The organism is Thalassobaculum fulvum (genome assembly GCF_014652915.1).
GTDB classification, from domain to species: Bacteria; Pseudomonadota; Alphaproteobacteria; order Thalassobaculales; family Thalassobaculaceae; genus Thalassobaculum_A; species Thalassobaculum_A fulvum.
Genome location: NZ_BMZS01000003.1, coordinates 274084 through 289176, shown reverse-complemented (window position 1 = coordinate 289176; position 15093 = coordinate 274084). Strand labels below are relative to the sequence as shown.

The following is a 15093-nucleotide window of genomic DNA, read 5'->3' as shown; positions in this document are numbered from 1 at the left end:
CTGATCACAACTACCTGGTGCCGTGCGCGATGCCAACGTCCGCTATCCGCACTTCCCTCCTTGGCTGACCAGATAGATGAGCGCCACAGCTGAAGCCCGATACCCCCTCATGGCCTGCTGCCGGTTCCGTGGACACCGAGATAAGGTGTTTCTCGGAAAATGAAACGGGAAACGGGACGACGGCAATTCACGCGTGAGCCAAGGTTGAAGCGACCGGGCTAGTGACGGAGCGGGGCGTCTAGGTAGCGCAGTCGGCCCTGGATCTGGAGGTTCACGGGAACATGCTGAGCAAGTAGGTGAAGGCGTAGGCCATCGATCAATCTCGGCACAACTCTTCCGCACGGGCAACGACCCGACGCACTGCTTCCGCAGTCCACCTGGCCCCGCCGCTCGGCGCAGAGTACCCCTGCTCGTTCAACCAGCGAGCAGCCGGCCTGAGCCCACCCACCAGGTCAACGGCCGATCTAACCGTCTCCCCCATGTCAGCCGCAAATGCATCCGCCTTGGCCCTCCTCGCTGCGGCTGCCAGCCGATGATCGGGCTTCCGACCCCCTCGATACCCCCCTAGCCTCTTCCCGCGAGCCTTCGCGGCCTGTAGCGCGGCAGAGGTTCGTTCCGCAATCAATCCCCGCTCAAGTTCCGCTACCGCCGCAAACTGCTGGAGCATGAACCGCCCAGCAGCACCCGTCGGCAGTTCCGGAAGCTCGGCAAACCGAACGTCCACCCCCTGGTCCAGAATGCTCATAAAAAGACCCACATCGCGGGCAAGCCGGTCGATCTTTGCGACGACCAGCGGCAGGGACCGTCGTCGAGCCTCGGCGATGGCTTTCCGTAGCTCGGGACGGCCAGAACTGCCTCCGCTCTCGATCTCCACGAACTCGGCGACCGGCGGAAAATCGTCGCCCAAGAAGACCTGCACCTTGTAGCGCTGAGCGTCTATTCCGAGCCCACTACGGCCCTGCTGATCCGTCGAAACTCGGTAGTACGCAATAGCCTTCATACGTGTCTCATCACCGTGAACGTCCATTGACAATGCCGAGACGACACCGTAATCGTTCCCTTGCAAGAAGTCAAATTCCTCACTTGTTAAGCAAGTGCCTAATTCGTATACGATTTTTATTTTCGAAAATGCTCGTATTGTCTTTACGCGAGCGTTTTAAGAACACGCCCTCATGATTTTCACTGCCGACTTTGTCCACCGCACCATGTCACCACTACGCTCCACACCATCTCGACGCGGGGGAGCCGAATCACGCATCATGAGCATGCGGAATCCCCGTGCGATTCCCATTCAAACCAAAGATGCTGTAGCCGGTCTGGCGTGCGAATGCGTTATGTCGCTATCCCGGGTCATCAGTTGAGGAACCTGGGGATACCCGGACGCCCCACGCAGAACGTGTCGCAGTTTCCACGCGGGTTAGCGTCGAGTAGGTGAAAGCAGGAAAATGACGAAGAAGTACCGTACAATCTCCCTGTTTTCTGGAGCGATGGGCCTTGATCTCGGCATCGAAAGCACAGGTCGTTTTGACCTTTTGGCATGCGTCGAGAAAGAGGCGCCGTTCTGCGAGACAATCCGTTTGAACAAGGCAGCAGGACGCCTTCCTGAAAAACTGCACATTTATCAGGGGGATATCTGCGAGATCGATCCAGTTCAGGTCATGGCGGACTGTGGCCTGAGGCCTGGCGATCTTGATCTCTTGATCGGCGGCCCGCCTTGCCAATCATACAGCACCGCTGGAAAGCGTGGGACGGTACAAGACCCGCGAGGGATGCTGATATGGCAGTTCCTTAAGTTCGTTGAGGTGCTTCAGCCCAAGTTCTTCGTTATGGAGAACGTGCGGGGGTTGATCTCTGCCGCCTTGAAGCATCGCCCGATTGCGAAAAGACCCGAGAAGGGCGGCAAGCCTCTTTGTGAAGACGAAGAACCCGGATCGGTTATCCGGTTATTTGCTCGCGATCTTCAGAGATGCGGTTCAGCCGCCTATCACATGGACTGCTTTGAGGTGAACGCTGTCAATTATGGCGCACCCCAGCTTCGCGAAAGGGTTGTTTTCATCGGAAACAGATTCAACAAGCGCGTCGACTTCCCCAACCCCACGCACGGCCAGAGCGATCCGGCACTGAAGCCATGGCGAACACTACGTGATGCAATCGGCGGACTGAACGATCCTGGTAGCGTAGTCATGGATTTCAGCCCTCGAAAAAAGAGCTATCTGCGTCTTGTTCCGGAAGGTTCCAACTGGCGCAGCATGCCGATCCTCATTCAACAGGAGTCGATGGGACGGGCTTGGCACGCCAAAGGCGGTCGCTCCGGCTGGTGGCGACGCCTCAGCTTCGATCTTCCGTGTCCGACCCTGGTCACGATGCCAAACCACGCAAGTACGTCGTTATGCCATCCGACCGAAGTTCGTGCGCTCTCGCTGAAGGAGTACGCGCTGATTCAGGAGTTCCCGAGCGATTGGGAATTCTCGGGAACGCCGGCTCAGCAATACGCACAGGTAGGCAACGCTGTGCCTGTTCGACTGGGACGCGTCGCTGGCGAGGTGGTCGCCCAAGCACTTGATGATCTAAAGCGACGCAAATGGAAGCCAGAACCTGGAGAAATTGAGGAATATCGAATTGTCTATGTGCAATCTCACGTTCGCACCCGTCAATGGTTTAAAAACGGTGAAACAAAGGTTTGGAGCGATGGGGATTTGAACAAAGCCGTTCGCTATGCATCGCCCGTCACACTTCGTAGTGAACGGAAAATGGCAGGAGTTTGATAAATGGCAGGCCACCCAGATCTTCCGAATTCCGTGCCCGATACTCTTCTTCGAAAGAAGGATATTTTTGATTCACTGGAGAAGGTAGATAATGATGCAGGCGCGAAAGCCCGTATTCTGGCAATGGAGTCTGCGTTTCGCTCCAAGATTGGAACGCATATAAAGGGCTTGCCCGATGCAAGCTCAAAATTTTCAAAGTTTTACACAAGTCCATTCGTTCTTATGTTTTACTCGAAACAAAAATCGTATTCCAGGGTTGCACAGATAGAGAAAGACTTAGTTCCCGCGAAGGTTTTTTCGTCAATGGAAACTTCAGCGGGGAATATGGTGGAGAAAGTTGTTCTTCCAGTGTATGGATGGGACATTGTCCAGAGCGCCATGCATTCGCATGAATCACTGCTTGATGGGCGCAAGGTTGACCACAAGAGTAGCGTATTTGTCGGCGCCACTTTAAAGAGTGGACCCCGTACTTTAAATGACGACATGGCAAAAAACATTGGCAATGAACTTGTTGATCGAGCTTCGTCATGGGCAGTTAATCATGGTGTAAAAGAAGTCGATTTTACTTATGGTGTTCTGTATGGAACAAAAAAGCAGTCAAACAAGAAGGATTGGCATATTCTCCGTAACATTGATGAATCACGTCCTCGGCAGTCACAGTTAACATCGTCTCATAAGGGCGCCTGGTCGATAGCTTACACGGATGGTCCATTAAAGGTTTCGGCCACAGTACGAGTCGGCATCGAGTGGTGGGAATACCTCGGCGGCAAAGATACATGGATTGAATTGTGCTGCGCACTTATTCGAGCTTGCATTACGCCAGTCAGCATTCCAAAGACCACACCAACATATACCATTTCCGATCTGCCGGATATTCTTGATATATCAATGCTGCCAAGCCACTACAATGTCTCAATACTACAAAGAGGCCAACTAGAGTGGCTTCTTTTCTTGGCTCGACATTTCTCAGACGGATTTACAAAGAAATAATCACCAGCCTCCTCGAAGCTCGTCGCTACAACAAAACACCAGATCAATATCCCTGACATGCCGTTCAATTTAAAAATACAGTCCTTTTCGACTCATTTCAGTATTCAAAACACCGCCTAGCTCCTTTGCTCTCTGTCGTGTGGTTATGTGTCTATAGTGCTGAAATATTATTGCTGGACTTGTGCCCATGTTTTGAGCAAGGTCATCGATACTGACACTTCCGTGCAAAATTCTCAAGGTCGCATATGTATGGCGCAGAGAGTAGATGGTGCGCACACGCCCAAATCGATCCTTCAATAGGCCTGCTTCGGTGAGCACGGACTTAAACGTCTTTCCAAAATTCTCAATCGGGGTGCCATCCCGCCCACAGAACACGAAGTCATCAGGCTGGGTATGAGTCGAAGCGGCACGAACCCGCTCCAGCACGTCTCGACAGCGTGCCAGAGGGATGCAAAGCCGCTCGCCTGTCTTCGTCGTCGGGCTGACGTGTAAGGCAACAAATGTATGGTCGTTGCCGTTTTGAATGACCTGCACATCCTTCCATCGGAGTTGCCGGGCTTCGTTTGGCCTTAGGCCGGTCATGCCCATGATCAGCACATAATTCCGCAGCAGCTGCCTTTGCCAGAGGTGCAGGCTGTGAGCGGACCTCTTGGGGCTCCGGCCTCCGTCAGAACCGCTTTCGTGCTCCCCGGCAGCCCATACCCGCAAGAACCGGTAGAGCTGTTGCCACTCGTCGAAGTCGAAGGCAGGCCGACGGCTGACGGTTCCAGGTGACTTCGTGACAGGCGCCTTTACCTCGGGAGGATAGCTGACGATACCCGAGCGGGCCGCCCATCCGAAAATTTGCCTCAAAACGGACTGCTCCATCTTGAGGGTCTTAGGTGCAGGCACCTTCGCAACGTTCCCGAGCTTCTGCTTGTAGGGACGCTTTGCCGTCGTACGGGTCTTCTGAGCCGAGGCAATCTTGGCTTGGCCGGTCTCCGAAACCCAGTAGTTGATACGCCAGTCCCAGTATCCCGCCACCACCTTGTCAGTGATCGATGAAACCGACATGTCGCCGAAATACGGCATCAGGTAGCGGTCAATAGTGCCCGAGATATAGCGCAGGCGCGGGGTGCTGAGGGTGGCGCGGTTGGCAGCCAGCCATCGTTTCCAGAGCGTTGCAAACGTATGGGTACCCGTCTCAAGCCCGTGCCGGATCTTGTAGCGGTAGTCGTCGTACCACTCCTCGGCCACACGTCGGGCCTCTTCCACACTCGTGCGCTTCGTCGAGCGCACCACGTAGCCGTCCATTCCGTCGATGGAGAGACGCGCGTGAAAGGTCGGCCTACCGTTCCTGGTGTACAGAACGATCTTCCCGTCCCGAAACGAATGACGGTTTTCATAGGCCATCGCCGCCCCCGCTTATCCAGTCGCTTCAAGCCTTTGTCAAAAGCGAGAACTGGATTCTCAGGGTGGATCAGTCGGTTGTCAATCTCATGTCAAAAAAGTGAAGGGGATGGACAAAAGTCCATCCCCTTGTAAACACTCGATAAATTTGAGCGTTTGTTAGCGCTTCGAGAACTGGAAGCTCCGACGCGCCTTGGCCCGGCCGTACTTCTTGCGCTCGACCACGCGCGGGTCGCGGGTCAGGAAACCGCCCTTCTTGAGCACCGGCCGCAGGCCCGGCTCGAACAGGGTCAGCGCCTGGCTGATGCCGTGGCGGACCGCGCCGGCCTGACCGGACAGGCCGCCGCCCTTCACGGTGCAGACCACGTCGAACTGGCCGTCGCGGTCGGCGACCTGGAACGGCTGGCCGATGATCATCTGCAGCACCGGCCGCGCGAAGTACTCGGCCTGGTCCTTGCCGTTGACGGTGATGCGGCCCTGGCCGCGCTTCAGCCAGACGCGCGCGATCGCGTTCTTGCGCTTGCCGGTGGCGTAGGAGCGGCCCTGCGCGTCGACCTGCGGCTCGACCGGCTTCGCCTCGACGGCGTCGGCCTGCAGCTCAGCCAGCTTGTCCAGGCCGGTCGGCTCGGCGGTATCGGTATCGATCGACATCGCTTACCTCGCGTTCTTCGGGTTCATGGCCGCGACATCCAGGACCTCGGGCTGCTGCGCCGCGTGGGGATGCTCAGTGCCGGCGTAGACCCGCAGGTTGCTCATCTGCTGACGACCCAGCGGGCCGCGCGTAATCATGCGCTGCACCGCCTTGGTAATCACCCGCTCCGGGTGGGCGCCGGCGAGCAGATGGTCGGCCCTGCGCGACTTGATGCCGCCCGGATAGCCGGTGTGCCAGTAGTAGTGCTTCTGCGACAGCTTGTTGCCGGTCAGCTTCACCTTCTCCGCATTGACCACGATGATGTTGTCACCGCAGTCCATGTGCGGGGTGAAGGTCGGCTTGTGCTTGCCGCGAAGGTAGTTGGCGATGATCGAGGCGAGGCGGCCGAGAACGACGCCGTCGGCGTCGACCACGTACCACTTCTTCTCGATCTCGCTCGGCTTGGCCGAGTAGGTCCGCATCGCGATCACCCAAGGACACGAGAAAAACAATCCGCCGACCCCGCACGGGCCGGCGACGCGGCTATATGACGGAACCGAATAGGCCGGTCAAGCCGAAAAGCGTCAAAAAAATCAGTGAGATTACGAATGCGGTATCAGAATACCTCAACCTGGAACCGGACGATCACCGCCAGCCGTTCGCCCGGCTCCAGCAGCCGATGGCCGGTCCCCGCCACGCCCCGTGCCGCGAGGTTGTCCGCGTCGATGCAGTGGGAGACCGGCTCGAGGCAGACGTAGTCCCGGTCCGGCGGCGTAAACACGATCAGGTGTCCGAGCGCGGCACCGCCGTGGATGCCGAGCCCGACACCATGCTCGGGCCAGATCGCGTGCACCGAGCCGTCCCAGCCGCCGAACCCCTGGTCGAGCCCCAGCACCACCGGCCGCGGCTCGGAGAAATCCAGCTCGGACGGCACCGGCTCGGGGCCCGACGGCAGCTTGCCGTCGACCGGCGGCCAGGCGCTGGCGGCCGAGAACCACAGCCCCATCTCCGGCGTCCGAGGCAGGTACGGGTGCAGCCCCAACCCCGCCGGCATCGGGCTGGACGAACTGTTCTCGACCGACAGGGTGATGCTCAGCGCGTCCTCGCTGAGGCTGACGGTCTGGTCTGCCACGTAGGAGAACGGCCACCCCTCCTCGCCGGCCGGGAACATGTAGCTCATGCGCACCGACGAGGTGCCGCCGTCGCCCAGCACCCGCCAGGAGATCCGGCGTCCATGCCCATGGATCGCACTGCTGCCGCCGGTCTCGGTCGGGACCAGTTCGATGATGCGGCCGTCGTGAGTCAGGCGGCCGTCGCGGATACGGTTCGACCAAGGCACCAACGGAAAGCAGCCGCCGGCGCCGGCCTTGGCCGGATCGCCGCGGCGACCGGCGACCGGTACGAACAGGTCGACGCCGCTCCGCCGGAACGCGGTTACCCGGCCGCCGAACGCCGGCTCGACCGTCGCCTCGAGATCTCCGGCCGACAATTGGAAGGTACGGGGCGTCATCGGGCCTCCTCGGGCGGGATCGAATAGGTGCAGGTCACGTGGCAGACAGGATCGTCCGGGGCGTCGGCCGACACCAGGGTGACCTCGCCATAGGCCAGGCGCCGGCCGCACTTGATCAGCCGGCCGTCGGCCAGCAGGTCGCCCGGCTTGGGGCGGCGCAGGAAGTTGGCGTTCAGGTTGGTGGTCACCGCCAGCTTCACCGGGCCGATCCGCGACAGCACGGCGCCGTACATCACCACGTCGGCCATCGCCATCATCGCCGGACCGGTCACCGTGCCGCCCGGCCGCAGCAGGTCGTCGCGAAACGGCAGTCGGGCGGTCGCGCGACCGTCCTCGATGGTGTCGAACAGGATCCCGAGGTTGCCGGCCATCGGCACCTCCTCGCGCATGATCCGGTTCATCTCGTCGACCGACACTCTTGCCGCCATCGCACGTTTCCTTCCGGGCCCGTCGCCGCTACCGTCACCGGCCGAACACCGACCGACGGAGCATCCCATGAGCCAGCTGTTCTCGCCGATCACCCTGCGCGACGTCACGTTCAACAATCGTCTCGTCGTCGCCCCCATGTGCCAATACCTCGCCGACGACGGCAATGCCAATGACTGGCACCTGATGCACCTCGGCCAGCTCTCCATGGGCGCCGGCGGGCTGGTGTTCACCGAGGCGACCCATGTCTCGCCGGAAGGCCGGATCACCCCGAAGTGCTTGGGGATCTGGTCGGACGACAACGAGCGGACCCTGAAGCGGGTCGTCGACTTCTGCAACACCCACGGCGTCGCCAGGATGGGCATCCAGCTCGCCCATGCCGGCCGCAAGGCGTCGGTCAACACGCCGCTGAACGGCAGCAAGCCGCTCGCCGCCAACGCGGGTGCCTGGCAGACCCTCGGCCCGACGGCCCTGCCGTATGCCGACTGGCCGGCCCCGAAGGCGCTCGACGACGACGGGCTGGCCATGGTCAAGGCGCAGTTCGTGTCGGCGACCGAGCGGTCGGCCCGCATCGGCTTCGACGTCGCCCAGGTGCACAACGCCCACGGCTACCTGCTGCACCAGTTCCTGTCGCCGCTGTCCAACCAGCGCAACGACGGCTACGGCGGCTCGATCGAGGGCCGCATGCGGTTCCCGCTCGAGGTGTTCGAGGCCTGCCGCGCGGTCTGGCCGGAGAACAAGCCGCTCGGCATCCGGGTCTCGGCGAGCGACTGGGTCGAGGGCGGCCTGACGGTCGAGGAGGTCGTCGAGTTCGGCAAGGCCCTGAAGGAGAAGGGCTGCGACTTCATCGACGTGTCCTCCGGCGGCAACGATCCGAACCAGAAGATCGCCCTCGGCCCCGGCTATCAGGTTCCGTTCGCCGAGCAGATCCGCCGCGAGGTCGGGATTCCGGTCATGGCGGTCGGCCTGATCACCGACCCGCACCAGGCCGAATCGGTCGTCGCGTCAGGCAAGGCCGACTTCGTGGCGATCGCCCGCGGCGCCATGGACAACCCGCGCTGGGCCTGGCACGCCGCCCGGGCGCTCGGGGCCGACACCGAGTACCCGGCGCAGTACGTCCGCTGCCGGCCCGACAACTGGCGGGCGGCCCCGCCGGTGATGGCACCGGCGGCCGAGTAGCCCCCGACCGCGTCGCCCCCGACCGCCTCGTCCCCGACCGCCTTACCGCGGAGCCGTCATCGCAAGCTGGCGTGTCGGGCCGTCCTGCCGGTACCTTTCCCGGGGAGTCGCCGTGACGGCGGCTCCCCGAGACCGCCGACGAGAGGCCGATGCCCGCAGCCAACGCCCCGAATCCCATCGAGCAGGCCCGGCTGCTGATCGCCGCCGGCCGCAATGCCGACGCCCGCGCCGTCCTGGCCCCGCTGCACGGCCTCCCGGCGGCGGTCGGGCCGGTCCAGATGCTGGTCGCCTACAGCTACCTGGGGGAGGCCAACGTCTCCCAGGCGCTGGCCGCGCTGCGCCGGGTTCCCGCCCGGGTCGAGCCTGCCCTCGGCCTGGCGGTGGCGCGCATGCTGATGACCTGTGATTCCGGCGGCATGGCGATCGACCGGCTGCGCCCGGTCTTGGTCGAGGTGCCGTCCTCGCCCGACGCCGCCGCCGCCATCGCCGAGGCGGCCGCCCTCGCCGGCCGGCCGGGCCTGGCGCTGGTCTGGTCCGGGCGGGCCGCCGTCCTGGGGGCGAGCTCGCCCGGGCTGACGGCCGCCCGCGTGCAGGGATTGCTCGACGAAGACCGCTGCGACGAGGCCGCGCGCCTGATCGCCGACGCCCACCGCGCCGGGGCGGACGTCGACGCCATCGTCACCACCACGTCGACCCGGCTGCAGAACGCCGACAGCCGGATCGCCAGCCTCGACCGGATGATGTCGGCGCTCGATCCCGGGATCCTGCGCCGCCCCAAGGTCGCGACGGTCGCCGCGACCGCGGCCTACAACACCGGCGCCGCCGACCGGGCCGCGGCCCTGCTGGCCGATGCCGGCTGGGGCGGCCCGGCCGGCATCGACCTGCGCCACGAGGTCGCGCTCGAGCGCGGCGACGCGGCGACCGCGGCCGCCTGCGTGGCGCGGGCCCGCCGCCGCGTGGTGCTGAACCCCGGCGAGCCGGACCCGGCGATCGACCTTCTGGCATTCTGGCTGCGCAGCGCCGATCACGACAGCGAAGAGCTCCTGCGCTGGACCGCCCGCGGCGCCTGCCTGGCCGGCCCCGGCCTGCAGCCCGGCCCCGATCGGCTGTTCGCCGAGTGCGTCCGCTGGAAGAACGACATGACCCAGCGCCTGAACGGCCGCGGCGGCAAGATCGCCCACGCCCTCGGCACGCTGGCGGCCGAAGAGGCCTTCAAGGGCAAGGTCGCGGTGCGCAACGGCGCCAGCCACGCCAGGATCAGCATCGCCGGCAAGGATCTGCGGCTGCGCCTGACCTCCAGCCAGATCCGCCGGACAACGGCCACCTTCTTCGCCATGGAACCCGGCATGCTGCGCTGGTTCGCCGGCTTCGAGCCGACCGACGTTCTGGTCGACGTCGGTGCCAATATCGGCATGTACACGGTGCTGGCCGCCGGGCTCAGCGGATGCCGCGTCGTCGCGATCGAGCCGTTCTCGCTGAACGTCGCCGACCTCAGGCACAACGTCGAGATCAACGGGCTCGAGCACCGGGTCACCGTAATGCACGCCGCCGCCACCGACCGCGAGCGGGTCGACACCCTGTACTTCGGCCAGACCCACGCCGGTGCCGCCAACCAGTCGTTCGGCCAGGACGACATCAGCGAGCAGTACGACGACCGCGACGCCGGCCGCGAGGAGGTCCACGGCTACCCGCTCGACGTCCTGGTGCAGCGCGGCGAGATCCCGTTCCCGACCCACGTGAAGATCGACGTGGACGGGCTCGAGGAGCCGGTCATCGAGGGTATGCGCGGCATCCTGTCCGACCCGCGCTTCAAGTCGCTGAGGATGGAGATCCGCTGGCTCGAGGAGTCCCGTCAGGCGTTCGTGAACACGATCCTGGCGCAGGGCTTCTCGGTGAAAGTCGCCGACGACGTGAAGAACCTGCTGTTCACGCGGGTTCCGGCAGGCTGAGACCGAGCAGGCCGTGCAGTTCGGCCATGGCGCCGACCGTGTGCGATGCCCCGGCGCCCGTCAGCACGTGCGGCGCCCGGTCGACGGCGTAGCCGATCACCCGGGCGCCGGCCGCGACCCCGGCCCGAACCCCGGTCGGGCTGTCCTCGACCACGATCGAGCGGTGCCCGGGAACCCCGACCATCTCCATCGCCTTCAGGTAGACGTCGGGTGCCGGCTTGGGCCGGGCGACGGTCTGCGACGACGCCACCCGACCGGCGGCGCGCTGCCAGATCCCGACCCGGCCGAGCGCGCGTTCCAGGTATTCCGGGCCGCTCTGGCTGGCCACGCCCCAGGGAACGCCCGCGGACTCCAGCGCATCGAGAACGTCGAGGATGCCGGGAATCGGTTCGACCGTAGCGGCGACCGCCTCGCGCACGCTGGCGTTGTGGCGGGTCACCCAGCCATCCGGAACCGGCACCCCTGTCTCGGCGGAGACCGTGGCGGCGATCTCCGTCGAGACCCAGCCGGTGAACCGGTGATGCGCCTCCTCCTCGGAGATCCGCAGCCCGAGCTCGACCAGGTCCTCGGCCAGGATGGCGACGGCGATCGGCTCCGAATTGATCAGGACACCGTCGCAGTCAAAGATTATCGCGTCATAGTTCATGGACGCTGATTACCCGCCCACCCTGTCCGCGTCATGTCACGTTTCGCTACGGCGTGCGACAAGCCGGTCCGGTCACCCGAGGTTGAGCAGGGCCGGCAGTTCCAGCATGCGCAGGAAGGTCGCCCGGGCACCGGCGGTGCGCAGTGGCTCTTCGCCGGAATCGTGGGCGTAGCCGAACACCCGCATGCCGGCCGCGACCCCGGCGGTGACCCCGGGGGCGCTGTCCTCGACCACCGCCACGTCCTCCGGCGGAATGTCGAAGGCGGCGGCGGCATGCAGGAACAGGTCGGGCGCCGGCTTCGGCTCCGGCACCATGTCGGCCGAAAAGATCCGGCTCTCCAGCCGCTCGTACAGCCCGGTGACGCCGAGCGAGACCCGCATCTTGTACAGCGGGCCGTTGGAGCCGACGCAGTACGGCACCCCGGCCCGGTCGAGCGCGTCGAGCACGTCGACGATACCGGGGATCAGCTGCAGCTCGCGCCGGAAGGCGTCGAACTGCCGCTGGTAGATATCGTCGACCCAGTGCTCGCCGAGATCGATGCCGAGGTCCTCCTCGACCCGCAGCTTGATGCGGGTGAGCTTGCCGCCCCGGTAGCGCTCCAGCGCCTCCTCCCCCGACATCGGCAGGCCGGCCTTGCTGAGCGCCTCGGCGATCAGGCGGTTGGCGATCGGCTCGGAATCGACCAGCACGCCGTCACAGTCGAAGATCACCAGGGCGGGCATCCACGCCATGCGCGTCACCTCAGAGCGTGTTGCCGAAATCGAGCAGCGCCTTCGTAAAGGTCTCGGGTCGCTCGGCCGGGATCAGGTGGCCGGCGTCCGGGAAGTCGATCCGGGTGTGGTTCGGAATCCGCGCCGCCAGCTCGTCGACGTCGTCGGCCACGTAGAACACCCGGTCGTGGGCGCCGACCGTCAGCAGCACCGGCGGGGTCAGGCTCTGCCACGGGAAGTCCCAGTCGGTCGCCGTCGACTCGACCATCAGCCGGTATCCGCCGTCGTTCGGGTCGACCGGCTCGTACGGCTCGCCGGTCTGGATCGTCGCCTTCATCTCGGCCAGCTTGTCCGGGTTCACCAGCATCGGCAGCGTCAGCTCCATGATCAGCCGGAAACCGCCGGCCTTCACGCCGTGCGCCATCGCCTGGTTGATCCAGGCCAGCCGCTCGGTCGGCTTGCGCAGGGTGTTGATCAGCACCAGCCCGGCCGCCGGCACGCCCTTGGCGAAGGCCTGGGCGGCGAACAGCCCGCCGATCGACAGGCCGACCAGGATCGGCTTCGGCGGGTCGATCTCCCGGCAGATCCGCACCAGGTCGTCGACGATCTGGGTCGGGGTCGGCGGCGTCGTCGGCTTGGTCCGGCTCTCGGCCTGGCCGCGGAAGTTGTAGACCAGGGTGCCGTAGCCGGCCGCGCGCAGCTTCGGGGCGATCGCCGCTTCCCACATCTGGTAGCTGCCGGTCAGCGCGTTGACGAACACGAAGGTCTTCCCGGCCGCTCCCGGTGCTGCGTACTCGTAGTACAGGCTTTCACCGTCGGCGATCTCGAGGTGCGGCATCGGTCTTCCTCCCGGGGATTGGCTTTTCGGTACGACGGGGGGCCCGCCGCGTCAATGTTGCCCCGATGACAGCCGACCAATTGGCCGGCCGCAAGACCGTGTTGCGGCAATGACGCTTGTCGGAACCGTGGCCGGCCCGTAAGCCTCGCCCATGGAGATCATCCTCGAGATCATCGTGCCGGTGTTCGGCATCGTCGGAATCGGCTACGTCGCCGCGCGACTCGGGTGGTTCCGGGCCGAGGCCACCAAGGGCCTGTCGTCCTTCGTCTTCGACTTCGCCATCCCCGCCATGCTGTTCCGCACCATGGCGACCACCGAGTTGCCGCACCAGATCGAGTGGGCCTACCTGGTCTCGTATTTTGGCGGCGGCTACGGCGCCTGGCTGATCGGCAGCCTGGCCAGCTACCTGGTGTTCCGGCGCAGCGGTGCCGAGCCGGCGATCGCGGGGATGACCGCCGGGTTCTCGAACACCGTGATGCTCGGGGTGCCGCTGGTGTTGACCGCGCTCGGCGACCAGGCGACCCTGCCGCTGTTCCTGATCATCGCCTTCCACTCCTGGCAGCTGCTGTCGGTGGTGACCATCCAGGCCGAGGCCGGCCTCGGCGCCGGCCAGGACATGCGCAGCCTGCCGGTCAACGTGATCAAGGGGCTGGTCAAAAACCCGATCATCATCGCCCTGCTCGGCGGCGTGCTCTACAACATCGCCGGCCTGCCGCTGCCGCACGTGGTCGACACCCTGACCGGGACCCTCGGCCGGGCCGCCCTGCCCTGCGCGGTGTTCGCCATGGGCGCGTCGCTGGCCGGCTACCGGATCGCCGGCTCGGTCGGCGAGGCCGGAATCGGCGTGGTCCTGAAGCTGGTGCTGCACCCGATCCTGGTCTGGGTGCTGGCGACCCACGTGTTCGCGGTCGACCCGCTGTGGCGCGACGTGGCGGTGATCCTGGCGTCGCTGCCGGTCGGCATCAACGTCTACCTGATGGCCCAGCGCTACCAGGCCGGCATCGCGCCCACGGTGACGGCGGTGCTGATCTCGACCGCACTGTCGGTGCTGACCGTGGCCGGCGTGCTGACCCTGCTGGAGGTGCGGTAGGCGGGTTGCAATCCCTGTCTTCCGGCGCAAAGTGGGGATCGAACGGAGGAGATCGCCATGTCGATAGCCGAAGCCCATGCGGCCGAGCCGATCCTGCTGCGCGAGGACCGCGACGGGGTCGCCACCCTGACCCTGAACCGGCCGGGCGCGCGCAACGCGCTGTCGCGCGACCTGATGGCGGCGCTGAAGGCCGAGCTCGACGCGATCGCCGGCGACCGCTCGGTCAAGGTGGTGGTGCTGGCGGCCGCCGGCCCGGCGTTCTGCGCCGGCCACGACCTCAAGGAAGTCCGCTCGCGCAGCGACGAGCCGTTCTTCAAGGCGCTGTTCGAGCAGTGCTCGGAGCTGATGCTGACGATCACGCGGATCCCGCAGCTGGTGATCGCCCGGGTGCACGCCATGGCGACGGCCGCCGGCTGCCAGCTGGTGGCGAGCTGCGACCTGGCGGTCGCCTCCGACACCGCGAAATTCGCCACGCCGGGGGTGAACATCGGGCTGTTCTGCTCGACCCCGATGGTGGCCATCAGCCGCAATATCGGCCGCAAAAAGATGATGGAGATGCTGGTCACCGGCGAGGCGATCGACGCCCCTACGGCCGAGACCCTGGGCCTGGTCAACCGGGTGGTGCCGGCCGACGCGCTCGACGCCGCCGTCGCCGAGCTGGCCGGCCGGATCGTCTCGAAGTCGCCGCTGACCCTGGCGATCGGCAAGCAGGCGTTCTACGCCCAGCTCGAGATGCCGATGGAAGACGCCTACGGCTACGCCAGCGCGGTAATGACCCGCAACATGCTGGCCCGCGACGCCCAGGAAGGCATCGACGCCTTCATCGCCAAGCGCCAGCCGGTGTGGCGGGGGGAGTGATGGGTGCGCTCGTCGCCCCGTCGCCCGTCTCTTCCTGGGTCCCGGATCGATCCGTCCCGCTCGCGCAGGCCGTCTCGTCCGGGATGACGTCAAGGAGGGGCGCTTCCCTCT

At 64.6% G+C, this 15093-nt stretch carries 15 protein-coding genes; 6 read left to right on the top strand and 9 right to left on the bottom strand.

What is annotated here, in order from left to right; translation table 11 throughout:
• Positions 1-316: 316 nt before the first annotated feature.
• Positions 317-1000 carry a recombinase family protein gene (locus IE246_RS07760; protein ID WP_229836640.1) on the bottom strand — a complete coding sequence of 228 codons (684 nt, stop codon included), beginning with the start codon at positions 998-1000 and terminating at the stop codon, positions 317-319.
• 445 nt (positions 1001-1445) lie between these two features.
• Between IE246_RS07760 and IE246_RS07755 the strand changes: the two genes are divergently transcribed.
• Both IE246_RS07755 and IE246_RS07750 read left to right on the top strand, forming a co-directional pair.
• Positions 1446-2765 carry a DNA cytosine methyltransferase gene (locus IE246_RS07755; RefSeq protein ID WP_189988392.1) on the top strand — a complete coding sequence of 440 codons (1320 nt, stop codon included), beginning with the start codon at positions 1446-1448 and terminating at the stop codon, positions 2763-2765.
• Positions 2766-2768: 3 nt separating this feature from the next.
• A complete protein-coding gene (locus IE246_RS07750; protein WP_189988391.1) occupies positions 2769-3755 on the top strand; it encodes a PDDEXK family nuclease in 987 nt (328 codons plus the stop codon).
• Positions 3756-3824: 69 nt separating this feature from the next.
• Here IE246_RS07750 and IE246_RS07745 read toward each other — a convergent pair whose 3' ends face one another.
• The 5 genes from IE246_RS07745 to IE246_RS07725 form a co-directional block, all read right to left on the bottom strand.
• A complete protein-coding gene (locus tag IE246_RS07745; RefSeq protein ID WP_189988390.1) occupies positions 3825-5147 on the bottom strand; it encodes a site-specific integrase in 1323 nt (440 codons plus the stop codon).
• Positions 5148-5303: 156 nt separating this feature from the next.
• Complete coding sequence (gene rpsI, locus IE246_RS07740) at positions 5304-5795, bottom strand: 30S ribosomal protein S9 (protein WP_189988389.1); 492 nt, start codon at positions 5793-5795, stop codon at positions 5304-5306.
• A 3-nt stretch (positions 5796-5798) separates the two neighbouring features.
• On the bottom strand, positions 5799-6257 hold the full coding sequence (gene rplM, locus IE246_RS07735; RefSeq protein ID WP_189988388.1) for a 50S ribosomal protein L13: 459 nt from the start codon (positions 6255-6257) through the stop codon (positions 5799-5801).
• 134 nt (positions 6258-6391) lie between these two features.
• Positions 6392-7285 carry an aldose 1-epimerase gene (locus IE246_RS07730; RefSeq protein WP_189988387.1) on the bottom strand — a complete coding sequence of 298 codons (894 nt, stop codon included), beginning with the start codon at positions 7283-7285 and terminating at the stop codon, positions 6392-6394.
• On the bottom strand, positions 7282-7713 hold the full coding sequence (locus tag IE246_RS07725) for a PaaI family thioesterase (protein WP_189988386.1): 432 nt from the start codon (positions 7711-7713) through the stop codon (positions 7282-7284). Before IE246_RS07725 ends, IE246_RS07730 begins: the two co-directional genes overlap by 4 nt.
• A 67-nt stretch (positions 7714-7780) precedes the next feature.
• On the opposite strand from IE246_RS07725, the gene IE246_RS07720 reads away from it, so the two are divergent.
• A complete protein-coding gene (locus IE246_RS07720) occupies positions 7781-8890 on the top strand; it encodes an NADH:flavin oxidoreductase/NADH oxidase (protein ID WP_189988385.1) in 1110 nt (369 codons plus the stop codon).
• 149 nt (positions 8891-9039) lie between these two features.
• Positions 9040-10839 (top strand): FkbM family methyltransferase, encoded by a 1800-nt coding sequence (locus IE246_RS07715; protein WP_189988384.1) that lies wholly within the window; start codon positions 9040-9042, stop codon positions 10837-10839.
• Here the strand turns inward: IE246_RS07715 and IE246_RS07710 are convergent.
• The 3 genes from IE246_RS07710 to IE246_RS07700 all read right to left on the bottom strand — a co-directional run bounded on the left by IE246_RS07710 (position 10817) and on the right by IE246_RS07700 (position 13034).
• On the bottom strand, positions 10817-11485 hold the full coding sequence (locus tag IE246_RS07710; RefSeq protein WP_189988383.1) for an HAD family hydrolase: 669 nt from the start codon (positions 11483-11485) through the stop codon (positions 10817-10819). The genes IE246_RS07715 and IE246_RS07710 overlap by 23 nt on opposite strands.
• A gap of 72 nt (positions 11486-11557) precedes the next feature.
• Entirely contained in the window at positions 11558-12217 is a 660-nt protein-coding gene (locus tag IE246_RS07705) for an HAD family hydrolase (protein ID WP_229836637.1), read from the bottom strand.
• A 10-nt stretch (positions 12218-12227) separates the two neighbouring features.
• Complete coding sequence (locus tag IE246_RS07700; RefSeq protein ID WP_189988382.1) at positions 12228-13034, bottom strand: alpha/beta fold hydrolase; 807 nt, start codon at positions 13032-13034, stop codon at positions 12228-12230.
• A gap of 151 nt (positions 13035-13185) precedes the next feature.
• On the opposite strand from IE246_RS07700, the gene IE246_RS07695 reads away from it, so the two are divergent.
• The gene (locus tag IE246_RS07695; RefSeq protein WP_189988381.1) at positions 13186-14124 is read left to right on the top strand and encodes an AEC family transporter; all 939 of its coding nucleotides are present in this window, start codon (positions 13186-13188) and stop codon (positions 14122-14124) included.
• Positions 14125-14181: 57 nt separating this feature from the next.
• Positions 14182-14982: an enoyl-CoA hydratase gene (locus IE246_RS07690; protein WP_189988380.1), complete on the top strand. Its 801-nt coding sequence runs from the start codon at positions 14182-14184 to the stop codon at positions 14980-14982.
• Positions 14983-15093: the final 111 nt, after the last annotated feature.

Bases quoted from the DNA above. Each gene is read 5' to 3' on its own strand.
- IE246_RS07755 (WP_189988392.1), top strand. From the start codon at position 1,446: ATGACGAAGAAGTACCGTACAATCTCCCTGTTTTCTGGAGCGATGGGC.
- IE246_RS07745 (WP_189988390.1), bottom strand. From the start codon at position 5,147: ATGGCCTATGAAAACCGTCATTCGTTTCGGGACGGGAAGATCGTTCTG.
- rpsI (WP_189988389.1), bottom strand. From the start codon at position 5,795: ATGTCGATCGATACCGATACCGCCGAGCCGACCGGCCTGGACAAGCTG.
- IE246_RS07710 (WP_189988383.1), bottom strand. From the start codon at position 11,485: ATGAACTATGACGCGATAATCTTTGACTGCGACGGTGTCCTGATCAAT.
- IE246_RS07725 (WP_189988386.1), bottom strand. From the start codon at position 7,713: ATGGCGGCAAGAGTGTCGGTCGACGAGATGAACCGGATCATGCGCGAG.
- rplM (WP_189988388.1), bottom strand. From the start codon at position 6,257: ATGCGGACCTACTCGGCCAAGCCGAGCGAGATCGAGAAGAAGTGGTAC.
- IE246_RS07690 (WP_189988380.1), top strand. From the start codon at position 14,182: ATGTCGATAGCCGAAGCCCATGCGGCCGAGCCGATCCTGCTGCGCGAG.
- IE246_RS07700 (WP_189988382.1), bottom strand. From the start codon at position 13,034: ATGCCGCACCTCGAGATCGCCGACGGTGAAAGCCTGTACTACGAGTAC.
- IE246_RS07705 (WP_229836637.1), bottom strand. From the start codon at position 12,217: ATGGCGTGGATGCCCGCCCTGGTGATCTTCGACTGTGACGGCGTGCTG.
- IE246_RS07730 (WP_189988387.1), bottom strand. From the start codon at position 7,285: ATGACGCCCCGTACCTTCCAATTGTCGGCCGGAGATCTCGAGGCGACG.
- IE246_RS07695 (WP_189988381.1), top strand. From the start codon at position 13,186: ATGGAGATCATCCTCGAGATCATCGTGCCGGTGTTCGGCATCGTCGGA.
- IE246_RS07715 (WP_189988384.1), top strand. From the start codon at position 9,040: ATGCCCGCAGCCAACGCCCCGAATCCCATCGAGCAGGCCCGGCTGCTG.
- IE246_RS07720 (WP_189988385.1), top strand. From the start codon at position 7,781: ATGAGCCAGCTGTTCTCGCCGATCACCCTGCGCGACGTCACGTTCAAC.
- IE246_RS07750 (WP_189988391.1), top strand. From the start codon at position 2,769: ATGGCAGGCCACCCAGATCTTCCGAATTCCGTGCCCGATACTCTTCTT.
- IE246_RS07760 (WP_229836640.1), bottom strand. From the start codon at position 1,000: ATGAAGGCTATTGCGTACTACCGAGTTTCGACGGATCAGCAGGGCCGT.